This is a genomic window from Pseudomonas asiatica, assembly GCF_040214835.1.
Taxonomy (GTDB): Bacteria; Pseudomonadota; Gammaproteobacteria; order Pseudomonadales; family Pseudomonadaceae; genus Aquipseudomonas; species Aquipseudomonas putida_Z.
The window spans coordinates 268,691-283,330 of sequence record NZ_CP157874.1 but is presented as its reverse complement, the minus strand read 5'-3'; the positions used below and the strand labels follow the sequence as shown (position 1 = coordinate 283,330).

The following is a 14,640-nucleotide window of genomic DNA, read 5'->3' as shown; positions in this document are numbered from 1 at the left end:
GTGACCTCGTACCAACACCTCCCGGACAACGCCCCAGCCTCCTCCCCTCGCTACAAGCCCTACCACGGCCCCGCCGGTGGCTGGGGCGCGCTGCGCAGCGTGGCCAAGGCCTGGGTTGGCAGCGATAACGCGCTGAAGAACATTCGCGCGCTGCTCAAGACCAACCAGAACGGCGGCTTCGATTGCCCCGGCTGCGCCTGGGGCGACTCGCCGGAAAGCGGCATGGTCAAGTTCTGCGAGAATGGTGCCAAGGCAGTGAACTGGGAGGCGACCAAGCGCCGCGTCGATGCCGCCTTTTTCGCCCGCTACAGCGTCACTTCGCTACTGCAGCAGAGCGACTACTGGCTGGAGTACCAGGGGCGCCTGACCGAGCCGATGGTCTATGACGCGTCCAGCGACCGCTACCAGCCGATCAGCTGGGACGCCGCCTTCACCCTGATCGCCCGCGAGCTGAACAAGCTGGCCAGCCCTGACCAGGCCGAGTTCTACACTTCGGGGCGCGCCAGCAACGAAGCAGCGTACCTGTACCAATTGTTCGTGCGGGCCTACGGCACCAACAACTTCCCCGACTGCTCGAACATGTGCCACGAGGCCAGCGGCGTGGCCCTGGGGCAAAGCGTCGGGGTCGGCAAGGGCACCGTCACCTTCGACGACTTCGAGCACGCCGACGCGATTTTCGTCTGGGGCCAGAACCCCGGTACCAACCACCCGCGCATGCTCGACCCGCTGCGCGATGCGGTAAAGCGCGGCGCCCAGGTGGTGTGTATCAACCCGCTCAAGGAGCGTGGCCTGGAGCGCTTCCAGCACCCGCAGAACCCGCTGGAAATGCTGACCAACAGCGACCGGCCGACCAACACCGCATTCTTCCGCCCGGCCCTGGGCGGCGACATGGCGCTGCTGCGCGGCATGGCCAAGTTCGTCCTGCAATGGGAACGCGAAGCCCAGGCCAACGGCGAACCGGCAGTCTTCGACCACGCCTTCATCGCCGAACATGGCCATGGCGTCGACGACTACCTGGCGGTAGTGGATGCCACCCCGTGGGAGCACATCCAGGCCCAGTCCGGCCTGGCGCTGGCCGACATCGAACTGGCCGCGCGCATGTACTGCCGTGGCAAGCGGGTGATCATGTGCTGGGCGATGGGCATTACCCAGCACCGCCACTCGGTGCCGACCATCCAGGAAATCGTCAACCTGCAGATGCTGCGCGGCAATATCGGCGTGCCAGGCGCAGGCTTGTGCCCGGTGCGTGGTCACAGCAACGTGCAGGGTGACCGCACCATGGGCATCAACGAGCGCCCGCCGGTGGCCCTGCTGGACGCCATCGAGCAGCGCTTCGGCTTCCCCGTGCCCCGGCAGAATGGCCACAACACCGTCGAGGCGATCCACGCCATGCTCGACGGCCGGGCCAAGGTATTCATCGGCCTGGGCGGCAACTTCGCCCAGGCAACGCCAGACACCGAGCGCACCGCCCAGGCACTGCGCAACTGCGAGCTGACCGTGCACATCAGCACCAAGCTCAACCGCAGCCACCTGGTGCACGGCAAGCAGGCACTGATCCTGCCGTGCCTGGGGCGCACCGACATCGACCTGCAGGCAGAAGGGCCACAGGCGGTAACGGTAGAGGACTCGTTCAGCATGGTCCACGCCTCCAATGGCCAGCTCAAGCCGCTGTCGACGCAGATGCGCTCGGAGCCAGCGGTTATCGCCGGTATCGCCGCTGCCACCTTGGGCAAGAAGCCCGTGGACTGGCACTGGCTGGTGGCTGACTACGACCGTATCCGCGAGCTGATCGGCGACACCATCGCTGGCTTCAGCGGCTTCAACCAGCGCCTGCGCGAGCCGGGCGGTTTCTACCTGGGCAACAGCGCTGCCAGCCGCGAATGGAATACCAGCACCGGCCGCGCCAACTTCAAGGCCAACCTGCTGCCCGACACGCTGCTCGACGAGCGTGTACGCGCCAGCGGCCAGGTGCCTGACCTGATCATGCAGTCGATGCGCTCGCACGATCAGTACAACACCACCATCTACGGCCTGGACGACCGCTACCGTGGCGTGCGTGGCCAGCGCGAGGTGCTGTTCGCCAACGAAGCCGACATCATCCGCCTGGGCTTCCAGCCGGGGCAGCAAGTCGACATCGTGTCGTTGTGGGGGGATGAGCATGTGCGCCGTGTGCACGGCTTCACCCTGCTGGCCTTCGACATCCCGGCCGGGCAGGCGGCGGCGTACTACCCGGAGGTGAACCCGCTGGTGCCGCTGGAAAGCATTGGCGATGGCAGCCATACGCCGACGTCGAAGTTCATTGCCATCAAGCTGGAGCGGGCGCGGGACGACGGGCGCATCCTGTAGGACTGGTGTTGGCCTCTTCGCGGGTAAACCCGCTCCCACAGAGGCAACTCAAGGACTGAGAGCGGTGGTATCCCTGTGGGAGCGGGTTTACCCGCGAAGAGGCCGGAAGCCCCTGCGCAAAAATCAAAAAAGCCCTGTTCCATAGCGGTTCAGGGCTTCGTCATAAAGGTCTCAGACAGCGAAAAAACGATAAAGTTTCACAGTAAATACAGTAAGTTAGAGAATTGTGTACAACTCGTGTTACTCGTCGGATTTCCGTTGCCAGGCGTGCTTGCAAAGCTCAAAAATCGCCTCGTCATCCTTATGAGGCTCTCTTGATGAAGAAGTACTCCTCGATACTGTTGTTGTCTTTCAGCTTGCTCAGCGGCGTTGCCATGGCAGGCGGCACCACCGAGGCCGGCATTGGCGGCGCATTGGGTGGGGTACTGGGCTCCGTGGTGGGCAACTCCATCGGTGGTAGCACCGGCGGCGCCATTGGTGCCGGCCTGGGCGGCGCGGCTGGCGGTGCCTTGGGTGCCGACAAACGTCAACGTGGGGAAGCCGCTATCGGCGGCGCGCTGGGCGCAGCAGGCGGTAACGTGGTCGGCCGCTCCGTGGGCGGCACTACCGGTAGCTACATTGGCGCAGCAGCCGGCGGTGGTGCCGGTGGCGCACTGGGTAACTACCTGGGTAAAGAGGCCGACAGAGACGATTACCACGAAGGCCGCCGCTACCGTCGTGGTTATGACGACGACCGCCGCCACTGGGACCGTGGCCACCACTACGGCCATCGCAAGCACAAGCGCCACTGGCGCGACTAACGCCTGAGGGCCTTACCCCGGCAACAAAAGCCCCGCCCCTGCCAGCGGGGCTTTTTTATGCCTGCTGTTCCAGCAGCAAACCAGACAGGATCACCTGCAGCGCTTCTGGCAATGCCACTGGCCGGCCACTGGCGCGTTCGATGAACACCTGCACCACCGTGCCTGCCGCACACGCCTCCGGCTCCCCTGGGCGGAACAGGGCCAGGCGGTACTCCACCGTACTGCCCGCCAGGCGTGCCACCCCCAGCCCCACTTCCAGCACGTCCGGGAAGCCGGGCAGTGCGTAGAAATCCGCCGCCGAACTGACCACGAAGGCCGCCAGCTCGCCGTCACGCAGGTCCAGGTCGGCCTGTTCGACGAGGAACGCCTGGATGGCGGTTTCGAAGAAGCCATGCACGGTGGCACCGGCGATGTGGCCGTTCAGGTCATTGTCCTGGGGGCGGGTGAGGATGGGGTGGAAGTGGGAGAAGGCAGTGCGCTGAGGGGATTCGGTCATCTGGCTGGCTCTTGTCTTCGCAATGGATGCTGACAGTGAAACAGAAAAACCGGATTTCCGCTGCTTGTACCGGCCTCTTCGCGGGTCGCGATCCTCTGTAGGAGCGGCCTTGTGTCGCGATGGGCCGCAACGCGGCCCCGGGGGTTTCAGCTTCCATGCCTGAATTGCCGGGGCTGCTTTGCAGCCCATCGCGACACAAGGCCGCTCCTACAAGAGACTGCACCCGCCGGGAATCAGAAAACAAAAAAGCCGCCCCAAGGGGCGGCTTTCTCGTTGCGGGCGGGTGCAGCTTACAGCTGCGGGCCAGCGGCCTTGATGGCGTCGGAAACTTCGAACTTCTTGAAGTTCTCGATGAACAGCTTGGCCAGGCCTTTGGCGGCCTCGTCGTAGGCAGCCTTGTCAGCCCAGTTGGTGCGCGGGTTGAGCAGCTCGGTATCGACGCCCGGAACGGCCTTCGGCACGTCCAGGTTGATGATGTCCAGGTGCTCGGTTTCGGCACCGATCAGCGCGCCGCTCTGGATCGCAGCGATCACGGCACGGGTGGTCGGGATGCTGAAGCGCTTGCCAACGCCGTAGCCACCGCCGGTCCAGCCGGTGTTGACCAGGTAGACCTTCGAGTCGAAGCCCTTGATACGCTTGATCAGCAGCTCGGCGTACTCGCCAGCCGGGCGCGGGAAGAACGGTGCGCCGAAGCAGGTGGAGAAGGTCGACTTGATGCCGCTGCCCGAACCCATTTCGGTGGAACCGACCAGCGCGGTGTAGCCGGACAGGAAGTGGTAGGCCGCCTGCTCGTTGTTCAGGATCGAAACCGGAGGCAGAACACCAGTCAGGTCGCAGGTCAGGAAGATGACTGCGTTCGGCTCGCCGCCCAGGTTCGCTTCGGAACGCTTGGCAACGTGCTCCAGCGGGTAGGCCGCACGGCTGTTCTGGGTCAGGCTGACATCGGTGTAGTCGGCGTGCTTGTTGGCGTCGAGTACGACGTTTTCCAGCACGGCGCCATGCTTGATGGCTTTCCAGATGACCGGCTCGTTCTTCTCGGACAAGTCGATGCACTTGGCGTAGCAACCGCCTTCGATATTGAAGACCACGCCCTCGCCCCAGCCGTGCTCGTCGTCACCGATCAGGTAACGGCTTTCGTCGGCCGACAGGGTGGTCTTGCCGGTGCCGGACAGGCCGAAGAACAGGGTCACATCGCCTTGTTCGCCGATGTTTGCCGCGCAGTGCATCGGCAACACGTCAGCAGCCGGCAGCAGGAAGTTCTGCACCGAGAACATGGCTTTCTTCATTTCGCCGGCGTAGCGCATGCCAGCGATCAGCACCTTCTTCTGGGCGAAGTTGATGATCACGCAACCATCGGAGTTGGTGCCGTCACGCTCAGGCTCGCACACGAAGTTGGCGACGTTGAGGACCTGCCACTCGCCACGGCCAGCCGGGTTGTACTGCTCCGGGTTGATGAACAGGCAACGGCCGAACAGATTCTGCCAGGCAGTCTGGGTGGTCATCTTCACCGGCAGGTAGTGCTCGGCGGCCGCCCCTACGTGAACGTAGGAAACGAAGTGATCCTGGGCGTTGTTGAACGCCTCGACGCGTTCCCACAGGGCATCGAACTTGTCGGCCGGGAACTTGCGGTTGATCGGGCCCCAGGAAATGGCGTCCTGGGTGGAAGGCTCTTCGACGATGAAACGGTCAGCCGGCGAACGGCCAGTACGGTGACCGGTCTCCACGACCAGTGCGCCAGTATCGGCTAGTACGCCTTCACCGCGTTGCAGCGCTTCTTTTACCAGCTCATCGACGCTCAGGTCGGTGTACACGGTGTTGTTGGCTTGCGTCATGAGATACCCCATCCGGCCCGAGGCCGAGTGCTCCAAACGTTTTGTAGTTGTCTTGAAAAAACTACTACAGCGAAAAAAGTGGCCGGATTATGCCAGAAACGCCCAAAAAAAGTAGGCCCCTCCTGTCAGAACTGCGCTTTTGCGCAATTCGACAGGAGATTGTCCTGTAGTTAAACGTTTCAGTGACGAGTTTCTGAGGCTACGTCAGTGCCGCCACCAGCAAACAGTTGCGCCACATCGCTGGCGTCGAAGAAATAGCGCTCGTTGCAGAACTGGCAATCGATCTCCACCTGCCCGCCGCATTCTTCCACCAGCGCCTTGGCATCGTGCTCGCCCAAACTGACCAGCGCATTGCCGGAACGTTCGCGCGAGCAGCTGCAATTGAAGCGCAGCGGCTGGATATCGAACAGGCGCACGGCATCTTCGTGGTACAGGCGGTGCAGCAGGGTTTCGTTGTCCAGCGCCCACTCATCAGCCTTGAGCGTGGTGGCCAATGCCACAACGTGCTGCCAGCTTTCTTCACGCTCTTCATCGTCCGGCTGGCGATCGCGCGGCAGTTGCTGCAGCAGCAGGCCACGAGCCTTGCCGCCTTCGGCGTTGAGCCAGAAGCGCGTGTTGAGCTGTTGCGACTGGACGAAGTAGTTGGTGAAGCACTCCGACAGGGTGGCGCCGTCGAGGTCGACGGTGCCCTGGTAGCGCTGGCCCTTGACCGGATCGATGGTCAGGGTCAGGTGGCCGTCGGGCATCAGCTGCGACAGGGTCGCATCCGCCGGGATCTGGTCCGCTTCGTAGCGGGCCATGCCTCGGATGTCCCGGTCACCGGAACATTCGACCATCAACAGCGGGATCGGCCCTGCGGAACGCGCCTGCAGAATCAGCAGGCCGTCGAACTTCAGCGCCCCCACCAGCAAGGCGGTGGCGGCCATCAGCTCGCCCAGCAGTGCCTGCACCGGCTGCGGGTACTCATGACGCGCCAGCACCGCGGCGTAGCTGTCATCGAGAGACACCCACTCGCCGCGCACATCGCGCTCGTCGAAGATGAAACGTTGGGTGAAATCGGTATCAGGCAAGTCGCTCATAGGTTTTGGCTATCTGAAAATGATGACAAAATGGTTACAAGGGTTGTCGGAAAACATCCGAGAACCCCGTGACAGAGCGCTCACAAGGCGCTCCGATTCCTGTTTGCAATAGAGGTATTTTATGGACAATCGACCACTGTTCCAAGCAAGGTGGTCCTGGGGGCCATTGGCAGCCTGTACGCTGCTTCCTATCGCTCTACTGTGTTTCTGGTTATGGCCCATTGGCCAGATCTTGTGCCTGACTTTCGACGAGTGGCTGTTCCACAGCCTGAATGCGCCGCTGGCCGACAACACCACCTGGCGCTACATCTGGACCGTCGGTAGCCTGCGCCCATTCGACATCGTCGTCGGCCTGATCCTTCTGGCAGTGCTTATCCGTGGCGACTGGGTGTTCAAGGCAACCCAGGTGCGCCAGGCCTTTTTCGGCTTCCTGGTCACGCTAATCCTCTTAGTGGTGATTCGCGCGCTGTTTTCCAAGTGGGTGGATGCAGCCGGCTGGCAGCACAAGAGCCCTTCGATGATGTTCGACGAGGTGGTGCACCTCAGCGACTACTATCCGAACCTGGAGGCGGCCTGGGAGCTCAAGGACCGTTCCAGCAAGAGTTTCCCGGGGGATCATGCCTCGGTGCTGCTGGTCTGGGCGCTGTTCATGAGCGTGTTCAGCCGCCGCCTGGTGCAGTATCTGGTGGTCTGGGGGCTTGCGGTGTTGTTCATGTTGCCGCGCCTGGTGGCCGGTGCCCACTGGGGGCAGGATGACTACATCGGCGGGCTGCTGATGGCGGTGCTGGCGTTGGGCTGGAGCTGCTACACGCCGCTGGCGGCCAAGGGGAGCGCGGTGCTGATGCGCTGGACGGCGCCGTTGTTCGCGATAGCGGCCAAGTTACCGTTGGTCGGGCGCTTGGCGGTGACCCGCTAGATCCTTGGGGCTACTGCGTAGCCCATCGCGACACAAGGCCGCTCCTACAGGGATTGCACAAGTTTCAGGGCTTGCGCAGTACCCGTGGGAGCTGGCTTGCCGGCGATGGGCCGCAAAGCGGCCCCGGCTATTCGAAGCTCCCATGCAACTGGTGAATCTGCCGCCGCTGCTTCTTGGTCGGCCGCCCATCGGTGGTCACGCCCATCGCCCCGGCCTTGCGCAGTTCCGCCGCCTGTTCACGCCGGCGCACGCTGTCCTCGGTCTCTTCGTACAACGTCTGCGCCTCTGGCGCCCCACGCCGCACTACCGACAGAGCCTTCACCACCACGGTGCGCTCGTCGAACCCGGTGCGCAGCACGAACTCGTCACCCACCCGCGGCTCCTTGCCCGGCTTGCAGCGCTCACCCCGGCAATGCACCTTGCCGCTCTCGATCGCCGCCTTGGCCAGCGCGCGGGTCTTGTAGAAGCGTGCCGCCCAAAGCCATTTGTCCAGGCGGACCTTGTCGTCGTCTTCGGCTTTTTGTGCCATCCCGTTACCTCGAACGCTGTGTTTCATCGAACTGTACTACCGTAACGATCGGATGCAAAAAATCCCCGCCGTGCTTACAGTTCACCACCTCATCCGCAGGGTGCGTTCCGTGAAGACATTTGACCATTTGACTGTGATCGGCCTGCGCGAGTGGGTCGCCCTGCCCGACCTTGGCGTGGCCGGGCTGCGCGCCAAGATCGACACTGGCGCCAGCACCTCCAGCCTGCACGCCACCGAGGTGGAACCGTTCGAGCGCGACGGCCAGCCCTGGGTCCGTTTCACCGCACACCTGGGCTCGGTGGTGCAGTTGCGCCACCGCCGCTGCGAGGCACCGCTGGTGACCATGAAAACCATCAAGAGCTCCAACGGCCAGGCCCAGACCCGCTATGTCATCCGCACGTCACTGGCCCTGGGCGATGGTGTGTGGGAGGTGGAGTTCACCCTGGCCTGCCGCAAGAACATGCGTTATCGCCTGTTGCTGGGTTCCAAGGCCCTGATCCATGGCCAGCTGGTGGTCAACCCTGGCCTCAAATACGTACAAGACAAACCGGCCTTCCCGGCCACCCTTTCTACTGCCACAGGTGCTGCATGAAGATCGCTGTGCTGTCGCGCAATCCGCGTCTGTATTCCACCCGCCGCCTGGTCGAAGCCGGTACCCAGCGGGGCCACGAAATGGTGGTGATCGATACCCTGCGGGCCTACATGAACATTGCCAGCCACAAGCCGCAGATCCACTACCGCGGCAAGCCGCTGGAAGGCTTCGACGCAGTGATCCCGCGCATCGGTGCCTCGGTGACCTTCTATGGCTGCGCGGTGCTGCGCCAGTTCGAGATGATGGGCGTGTATCCGCTCAACGAGTCGGTAGCGATAGCCCGCTCCCGCGACAAGCTGCGCTCGCTGCAACTGCTGTCGCGGCGCGGCATCGGCCTGCCGATTACCGGCTTCGCCCACTCGCCGGACGACATCCCCGACCTGATCCAGATGGTCAACGGCGCCCCGCTGGTGATCAAGGTGCTGGAAGGCACACAGGGCATCGGCGTGGTGCTGTGCGAAACCACCAAGGCCGCCGAATCGGTGATCGAGGCGTTCATGGGGTTGAAGCAGAACATCATGGTGCAGGAATACATCAAGGAAGCGGGTGGCGCGGATATCCGCTGCTTCGTGGTCGGCGACAAGGTCATCGCGTCGATGAAGCGCCAGGCCAAGCCTGGGGAATTCCGCTCCAACCTGCACCGAGGTGGGGTGGCCAGCCTGATCAAGATCACCCCGGAAGAACGCATGACCGCCATACGCGCGGCCAAGGTGATGGGCTTGAGTGTGGCGGGTGTGGATATCCTGCGCTCCAACCACGGGCCGCTGGTGATGGAGGTGAACTCGTCGCCGGGGCTGGAGGGGATTGAAGTGACCACCGGCAAGAACGTGGCCGCCATGATCATCGAGCATCTCGAGAAGAATGGCGGGCCTAATCAGACTCGGACCAAGGGTAAGGGCTGAGATTTTGGGGCTGCTGCGCAGCCCATCGCGACACAAGGCCGCTCCTACAGGATTACGCGATCCTCTGTAGGAGCGGCCTTGTGTCGCGAAAGGGCCGCAAAGCGGCCCCGGCAATCACACGGCATTACGCGGCAGCAACAGCCCCAAAGGCAACCGTACCCGCGCCTCGATCCCGCCACCAGAGCGATTGCGCAGTTCCACATTCCCACCATGCTGCGCCGCAATCCGCTTGACGATCGCCAGCCCCAGCCCGGTGCCCTTGCCACCCCGGGCCCGGTCACCACGAATGAACGGGTTGAAGATGGTCTCCAGCTCCGACTCGTCGATCCCCGTCCCGCGGTCCAGCACGCTCAGCACCACATACGGCGCACTCTCGTCGCCCGACACATAGGCGGCCACCTCGACCCCCTTGCCGGCGTGGTGCAGGGCATTGCCGATCAGGTTGCCCAGCATGCGCTTGAGCGAAACCCGGCGCAGCGGGAACGGTGGGATCGGCTCCAGGCACAGCCGCACCCGTTCTTCCGGCTGGTTGTACGGCGCCACCACTTCGCGCACCAGGTCGGCCAGGTCGACCTCCTCAACCGGCTCGTCACGGCCATCGCGGATAAAGGCCAGGAACTGATCGAGGATCGCGTCCATGTCCTCGATATCGCGGACCATGTCGTCACTCAGTTCGCTGTCGCTGTCCAGCAACGACAACGACAGGCGCAGGCGCGTCAGCGGTGTGCGCAGGTCGTGGGAAACCCCGGCCAGCATCAGCTCGCGCTCGCGCCCGGCCTGCTCGACATCCTCGGCCATCTGGTTGAAGGCCTTGTACACCTCGGTCATCTCGCTGGGCGTGTCGCTGATCGGCAGGCGCACGCTGCGCCCCTGGCCCAACTGCCGGGCGGCGAACACCAGGCGCTTGAGCGGCTGGTTCAGCTGGCGCACGAAGATCCAGGCCGAAGCTGTGGACAACAGGCCGATGGCCAGGAACCAACCCAGCACGTTCCAGATCTTCTGCCCACGCAGCGGGTGCGGGTACAGCGGTACCTTCAACCAGCCCGGGCCCAGGCTTGGCGCATTGACCCACAACGCCGGCGGCGCATGAATGCGCAGCCGTACCTCGGTGTCTTCGCCCAACTCGGCCTGCATCTGCCGTTGGTAGATTTCGCTGTAGGGCCAGTGCTGCTCACCCTCGGGCACGCCCGAGCCGGTGACCCGGATAAGGCCTGCCGCTTCGGCGATCTTGTCGCGGTTTTCTTCGTCGGCCGCCCAATAGGCGCGCAGGGTCAGCGCAACACCGTGGCTGTACTGACGGTCGACCAGCACGTCCTCGTTCATCAACAGGTAGACCAGGGTCAAGGCCTTGGAGAACAGGACGACGATCAACACCAGCCACAGGGTGCGGGCGAAGAAACTTTGCGGAAACCAGAGCGGTGTTTTCATCGACGACGCGGCATCATTTACCGGCGTTTCCGTCCGGCACGAACACGTAGCCCACGCCCCACACGGTCTGGATATAACGCGGCTTTGACGGGTCCGGCTCGATCATGCGGCGCAGACGCGAAATCTGCACGTCGATGGAGCGTTCCAGCGCATCCCATTCGCGGCCACGCGCCAGGTTCATCAGCTTGTCGCGGGTCAGCGGCTCGCGTGCGTGCATCACCAGCGCCTTGAGCACGGCGAACTCGCCGGTGGTGAGCATGTGCACTTCGTCGCCACGCTTGAGTTCGCGGGTGGCCAGCGACAGCTCGTAGTCGCCGAAGGTGACCGACTCGTCTTCGCTACCAGGCGCACCCGGCACGCTCGGTGCCTGACGGCGCAGCACGGCCTTGACCCGGGCCATCAGCTCGTCCGGGTTGAACGGCTTGCCCAGGTAGTCGTCGGCGCCCAGCTCCAGGCCCTTGATACGGCTGAGTTCATCGCCCTTGGCGGTGAGCATGATGATCGGGATCTGGTTGTTCTGCTGGCGCAGGCGCTTGCACGCCGACAGGCCATCCTCGCCGGGCAGCATCAGGTCGAGCACCACCAGGTTGAACACCTCACGCTGCAGCAGGCGGTCCATCTGCTCGGTGTTGGGCACCGCACGGGCACGGTAGCCCTTGCTGGTGAAGAAACGTTCCAGCAGGCTGCTCAGCCCCGGGTCGTCGTCGACGATGAGAATCTTGTCACCTTCAGCGGTGTTTGGCGTGCCGGTCATGAATAACTCCTCTGATATCGCCGCGCATTATGGCGTAGCCATTGCTGCACGTTGCGTGAGCATTGTTAGCAGATTTTTCCCCCGGCGCCAGTTCCGGCTGGCCGGGCGCCATCACCGCAAGCCGTTTGCGATGGGTATAATGCGCGGCTTTCATCCAGCGCCGCCGGGCGACAGGCCCACAGGCGACCCCCGTATTCACAAATGTCAGGTGGTTTACATGGACAGCATCAACAGCCGTATCGCCGAGGAACTGGGCGTACGCCCCCAGCAGGTCGAGGCGGCCGTGGGCCTGTTGGACGAAGGCTCGACCGTGCCCTTCATCGCCCGCTACCGCAAGGAAGTGACCGGTAGCCTGGACGACACCCAGCTGCGCCATCTGGAAGAGCGCCTGCGCTACCTGCGCGAACTCGACGAGCGCCGCGCCAGCATCCTGGCCAGCATCGAGGAGCAGGGCAAGCTGACCCCGGAACTGGCCCGCGAGATCAAGCTGGCCGATACCAAGACCCGCCTCGAAGACCTGTACCTGCCGTACAAGCAAAAGCGCCGCACCAAGGGCCAGATCGCCCTGGAAGCCGGCCTCGGCGAGCTGGCCGACGGCCTGTTCAACAACCCAGACCTCGCCCCGGAAAGCGAAGCCGCACGCTTCGTCAACGCCGACAAGGGCGTGGCCGACGTCAAGGCCGCGCTGGAAGGCGCCAAGTACATCCTCATGGAGCGCTTCGCCGAAGACGCCGCCCTGCTCGACAAGCTGCGCAGCTTCCTCAAGCAGGAGTCGGTGCTCAGCGCCCGCGTCGTGCCTGGCAAGGAAGAAGAAGGCGCCAAGTTCCGCGACTACTTCGCCCATGACGAACTGCTGCGCAACGCTCCGTCGCACCGCGCCCTGGCAATTTTCCGCGGGCGTAACGAAGGCGTGCTGAGCGCCTCGCTGAAAGTCGGCGAAGAACTGCCCGGCAACCTGCACCCGTGCGAACTGATGATCGGCAACCACGTCGGCATCGAGAACCGCAACCGCCCGGCCGACAAGTGGCTGGGCGAAGTGGTGCGCTGGACCTGGAAGGTCAAGCTCTACACCCACCTGGAAACCGACCTGTTCGGCGAGCTGCGCGACAACGCCGAAGGCGAGGCGATCAATGTGTTCGCCCACAACCTGCACGACCTGCTGCTGGCCGCCCCGGCCGGCCCGCGTGCCACCCTGGGCTTCGACCCGGGCCTGCGCACCGGCTGCAAGATCGCCGTGGTCGATGCCACCGGCAAGCTGCTGGACCACACCACGGTCTACCCGCACGCGCCGAAGAACGATTGGGACCGCACCATTTCGATCATGGCTGCACTGTGCGCCAAGCACTCGGTGGAGCTGATCGCCATCGGCAACGGCACCGCCAGCCGCGAAAGCGACAAGCTGGTGGCAGAGCTGGTCAAGAAGTACCCGGCGCTGAAGATCACCAAGATCATGGTCTCCGAGGCTGGCGCTTCGGTGTATTCCGCATCGGAACTGGCCGCCCGCGAATTCCCGGACCTGGACGTGTCGATCCGTGGCGCCGTGTCGATTGCCCGCCGCCTGCAGGACCCGCTGGCCGAACTGGTGAAGATCGACCCGAAATCCATCGGTGTCGGCCAGTATCAGCACGACGTGTCCCAGCTGAAACTGGCGCGCGGCCTGGACGCCGTGGTCGAGGACTGCGTGAACGCCGTGGGCGTGGACGTCAACACCGCCTCGGTGGCACTGCTGACGCGCATCTCCGGCCTCAACGCCACGCTGGCGCAGAACATCGTCGCCCATCGCGATGCCAACGGCCCGTTCGCCACTCGTGCTGCGCTGAAAAAGGTCAGCCGCCTGGGTGAGAAAACCTTCGAACAGGCCGCCGGCTTCCTGCGCGTGATGAACGGTGACAACCCGCTGGACGCCTCCGCGGTTCACCCCGAGGCCTACCCACTGGTGCAGCGCATTGCCGCCGACACCGACCGCGACATCCGCTCGCTGATCGGTGACAGCAGCTTCCTCAAGCGCCTGGACCCGAAGAAATTCACCGATGAAACCTTCGGCCTGCCGACCGTCACCGACATCCTGCAGGAACTGGACAAGCCCGGCCGCGACCCACGCCCCGAGTTCAAGACCGCCACCTTCCAGGACGGCGTCGAGGAACTCAAGGACCTGGAACCGGGCATGATCCTCGAAGGCGTGGTGACCAACGTCACCAACTTCGGTGCCTTCGTCGACATCGGCGTGCACCAGGACGGCCTGGTGCACATCTCGGCGCTGTCGGAGAAGTTCATCAAGGACCCGCGTGAAGCGGTCAAGGCCGGCGACGTGGTCAAGGTCAAGGTCATGGAAGTGGACATCCCGCGCAAACGCGTCGGCCTGTCCATGCGCATGAGCGACACCCCGGGCGAGAAGGTAGACGGCAACCGCGGTGGTAACCGCGGCAATGGCGGCAACCGCCAGCAGCAGGCGCCGCGCCAGCGCGAAACCGCCACTGCGGCACCCGCCAACAACGCCATGGCCGCCCTGTTCGCCAACGCCAAGCAGCTGAAGAAGAAGTGATGGATGTTCCACGCGAATACGTCGAAAGCGCCTTCAGCCAGCTCCTCGGCTGCCGCCTGCAACGCCTGGAAACAGGTGTTGCCGAGGTAGCCCTGGCGCTCGAACCGCACCTGCGCAACCGTGGCCAGAAGTTGCATGGCGGGGCGATCTTCAGCCTGGTGGACATCGCCATGGGCCTGGCCTGCTCGGCCAGCCATGGTTTTGACCAGCAAAGCGTCACCATCGAGTGCAAGATCAACTACATGCGCGCCGTCAGTGACGGCGAGGTCCTGTGCACCGCCCGTGTGCTGCACGCCGGGCGGCGCACCCTGGTGGTCGACGCCGACGTAGTTCAGGGCGACAAGCTGGTGGCGAAAGCGCAAGGAACCTTCGCGGTTCTCTAGCTCACCAAGCGGTATCTGCGGTATTTTCGGCAACAGCCGGG

At 63.8% G+C, this 14,640-nt stretch carries 13 protein-coding genes; 7 read left to right on the top strand and 6 right to left on the bottom strand.

Annotated elements, in window-relative coordinates; genetic code table 11:
* Together ABNP31_RS01240 and ABNP31_RS01235 are read left to right on the top strand one after the other, a co-directional pair.
* Positions 1-2,346 (top strand): FdhF/YdeP family oxidoreductase, encoded by a 2,346-nt coding sequence (locus ABNP31_RS01240; protein ID WP_350012916.1) that lies wholly within the window; start codon positions 1-3, stop codon positions 2,344-2,346.
* Positions 2,347-2,663: 317 nt separating this feature from the next.
* A complete protein-coding gene (locus tag ABNP31_RS01235; RefSeq protein WP_085599970.1) occupies positions 2,664-3,146 on the top strand; it encodes a glycine zipper domain-containing protein in 483 nt (160 codons plus the stop codon).
* A 55-nt stretch (positions 3,147-3,201) separates the two neighbouring features.
* On the opposite strand, the gene ABNP31_RS01230 is transcribed toward ABNP31_RS01235, so the two are convergent.
* From ABNP31_RS01230 to hslO, 3 genes are all read right to left on the bottom strand, one after another.
* Positions 3,202-3,642: an acyl-CoA thioesterase gene (locus ABNP31_RS01230; RefSeq protein ID WP_075044324.1), complete on the bottom strand. Its 441-nt coding sequence runs from the start codon at positions 3,640-3,642 to the stop codon at positions 3,202-3,204.
* 290 nt (positions 3,643-3,932) lie between these two features.
* Positions 3,933-5,474 (bottom strand): phosphoenolpyruvate carboxykinase, encoded by a 1,542-nt coding sequence (locus ABNP31_RS01225; RefSeq protein WP_350012915.1) that lies wholly within the window; start codon positions 5,472-5,474, stop codon positions 3,933-3,935.
* Positions 5,475-5,653: 179 nt separating this feature from the next.
* Positions 5,654-6,553: an Hsp33 family molecular chaperone HslO gene (gene hslO / locus ABNP31_RS01220; RefSeq protein WP_015268604.1), complete on the bottom strand. Its 900-nt coding sequence runs from the start codon at positions 6,551-6,553 to the stop codon at positions 5,654-5,656.
* Between the two features lie 121 nt (positions 6,554-6,674).
* Between hslO and ABNP31_RS01215 the strand changes: the two genes are divergently transcribed.
* Positions 6,675-7,469, top strand: a complete 795-nt coding sequence (locus tag ABNP31_RS01215) for a phosphatase PAP2 family protein (protein WP_075044322.1) — start codon at positions 6,675-6,677, stop codon at positions 7,467-7,469.
* A gap of 127 nt (positions 7,470-7,596) precedes the next feature.
* On the opposite strand, the gene ABNP31_RS01210 is transcribed toward ABNP31_RS01215, so the two are convergent.
* Entirely contained in the window at positions 7,597-7,998 is a 402-nt protein-coding gene (locus ABNP31_RS01210; protein ID WP_013970457.1) for an RNA-binding S4 domain-containing protein, read from the bottom strand.
* 175 nt (positions 7,999-8,173) lie between these two features.
* Between ABNP31_RS01210 and ABNP31_RS01205 the strand changes: the two genes are divergently transcribed.
* On the top strand, positions 8,174-8,590 hold the full coding sequence (locus tag ABNP31_RS01205; RefSeq protein WP_230491514.1) for an ATP-dependent zinc protease family protein: 417 nt from the start codon (positions 8,174-8,176) through the stop codon (positions 8,588-8,590).
* Positions 8,587-9,492, top strand: coding sequence for a 30S ribosomal protein S6--L-glutamate ligase (rimK, locus tag ABNP31_RS01200; protein ID WP_013970455.1), 906 nt, complete (start codon positions 8,587-8,589; stop codon positions 9,490-9,492). The genes ABNP31_RS01205 and rimK overlap by 4 nt, the downstream gene beginning before the upstream one ends.
* 114 nt (positions 9,493-9,606) lie before the next feature.
* Here the strand turns inward: rimK and ABNP31_RS01195 are convergent, their stop codons facing one another.
* On the bottom strand, positions 9,607-10,920 hold the full coding sequence (locus ABNP31_RS01195) for an ATP-binding protein (protein ID WP_013970454.1): 1,314 nt from the start codon (positions 10,918-10,920) through the stop codon (positions 9,607-9,609).
* A gap of 13 nt (positions 10,921-10,933) precedes the next feature.
* Entirely contained in the window at positions 10,934-11,674 is a 741-nt protein-coding gene (gene ompR / locus ABNP31_RS01190) for an osmolarity response regulator transcription factor OmpR (protein WP_012270052.1), read from the bottom strand.
* 217 nt (positions 11,675-11,891) lie between these two features.
* Here ompR and ABNP31_RS01185 point away from each other — a divergent pair, with 217 nt between their 5' ends.
* Together ABNP31_RS01185 and ABNP31_RS01180 are read left to right on the top strand one after the other, a co-directional pair.
* Positions 11,892-14,216, top strand: a complete 2,325-nt coding sequence (locus ABNP31_RS01185; protein WP_350012914.1) for a Tex family protein — start codon at positions 11,892-11,894, stop codon at positions 14,214-14,216.
* Positions 14,216-14,599, top strand: a complete 384-nt coding sequence (locus ABNP31_RS01180; protein WP_003257433.1) for a PaaI family thioesterase — start codon at positions 14,216-14,218, stop codon at positions 14,597-14,599. Before ABNP31_RS01185 ends, ABNP31_RS01180 begins: the two co-directional genes overlap by 1 nt.
* Positions 14,600-14,640: the final 41 nt, after the last annotated feature.

Excerpts from the sequence above, each read along its gene's own strand:
- ABNP31_RS01235 (WP_085599970.1), top strand. The coding sequence starts at position 2,664 with ATGAAGAAGTACTCCTCGATACTGTTGTTGTCTTTCAGCTTGCTCAGC.
- ABNP31_RS01230 (WP_075044324.1), bottom strand. The coding sequence starts at position 3,642 with ATGACCGAATCCCCTCAGCGCACTGCCTTCTCCCACTTCCACCCCATC.
- ABNP31_RS01225 (WP_350012915.1), bottom strand. The coding sequence starts at position 5,474 with ATGACGCAAGCCAACAACACCGTGTACACCGACCTGAGCGTCGATGAG.
- hslO (WP_015268604.1), bottom strand. The coding sequence starts at position 6,553 with ATGAGCGACTTGCCTGATACCGATTTCACCCAACGTTTCATCTTCGAC.
- ABNP31_RS01215 (WP_075044322.1), top strand. The coding sequence starts at position 6,675 with ATGGACAATCGACCACTGTTCCAAGCAAGGTGGTCCTGGGGGCCATTG.
- ABNP31_RS01210 (WP_013970457.1), bottom strand. The coding sequence starts at position 7,998 with ATGGCACAAAAAGCCGAAGACGACGACAAGGTCCGCCTGGACAAATGG.
- rimK (WP_013970455.1), top strand. The coding sequence starts at position 8,587 with ATGAAGATCGCTGTGCTGTCGCGCAATCCGCGTCTGTATTCCACCCGC.
- ABNP31_RS01195 (WP_013970454.1), bottom strand. The coding sequence starts at position 10,920 with ATGAAAACACCGCTCTGGTTTCCGCAAAGTTTCTTCGCCCGCACCCTG.
- ompR (WP_012270052.1), bottom strand. The coding sequence starts at position 11,674 with ATGACCGGCACGCCAAACACCGCTGAAGGTGACAAGATTCTCATCGTC.
- ABNP31_RS01185 (WP_350012914.1), top strand. The coding sequence starts at position 11,892 with ATGGACAGCATCAACAGCCGTATCGCCGAGGAACTGGGCGTACGCCCC.
- ABNP31_RS01180 (WP_003257433.1), top strand. The coding sequence starts at position 14,216 with ATGGATGTTCCACGCGAATACGTCGAAAGCGCCTTCAGCCAGCTCCTC.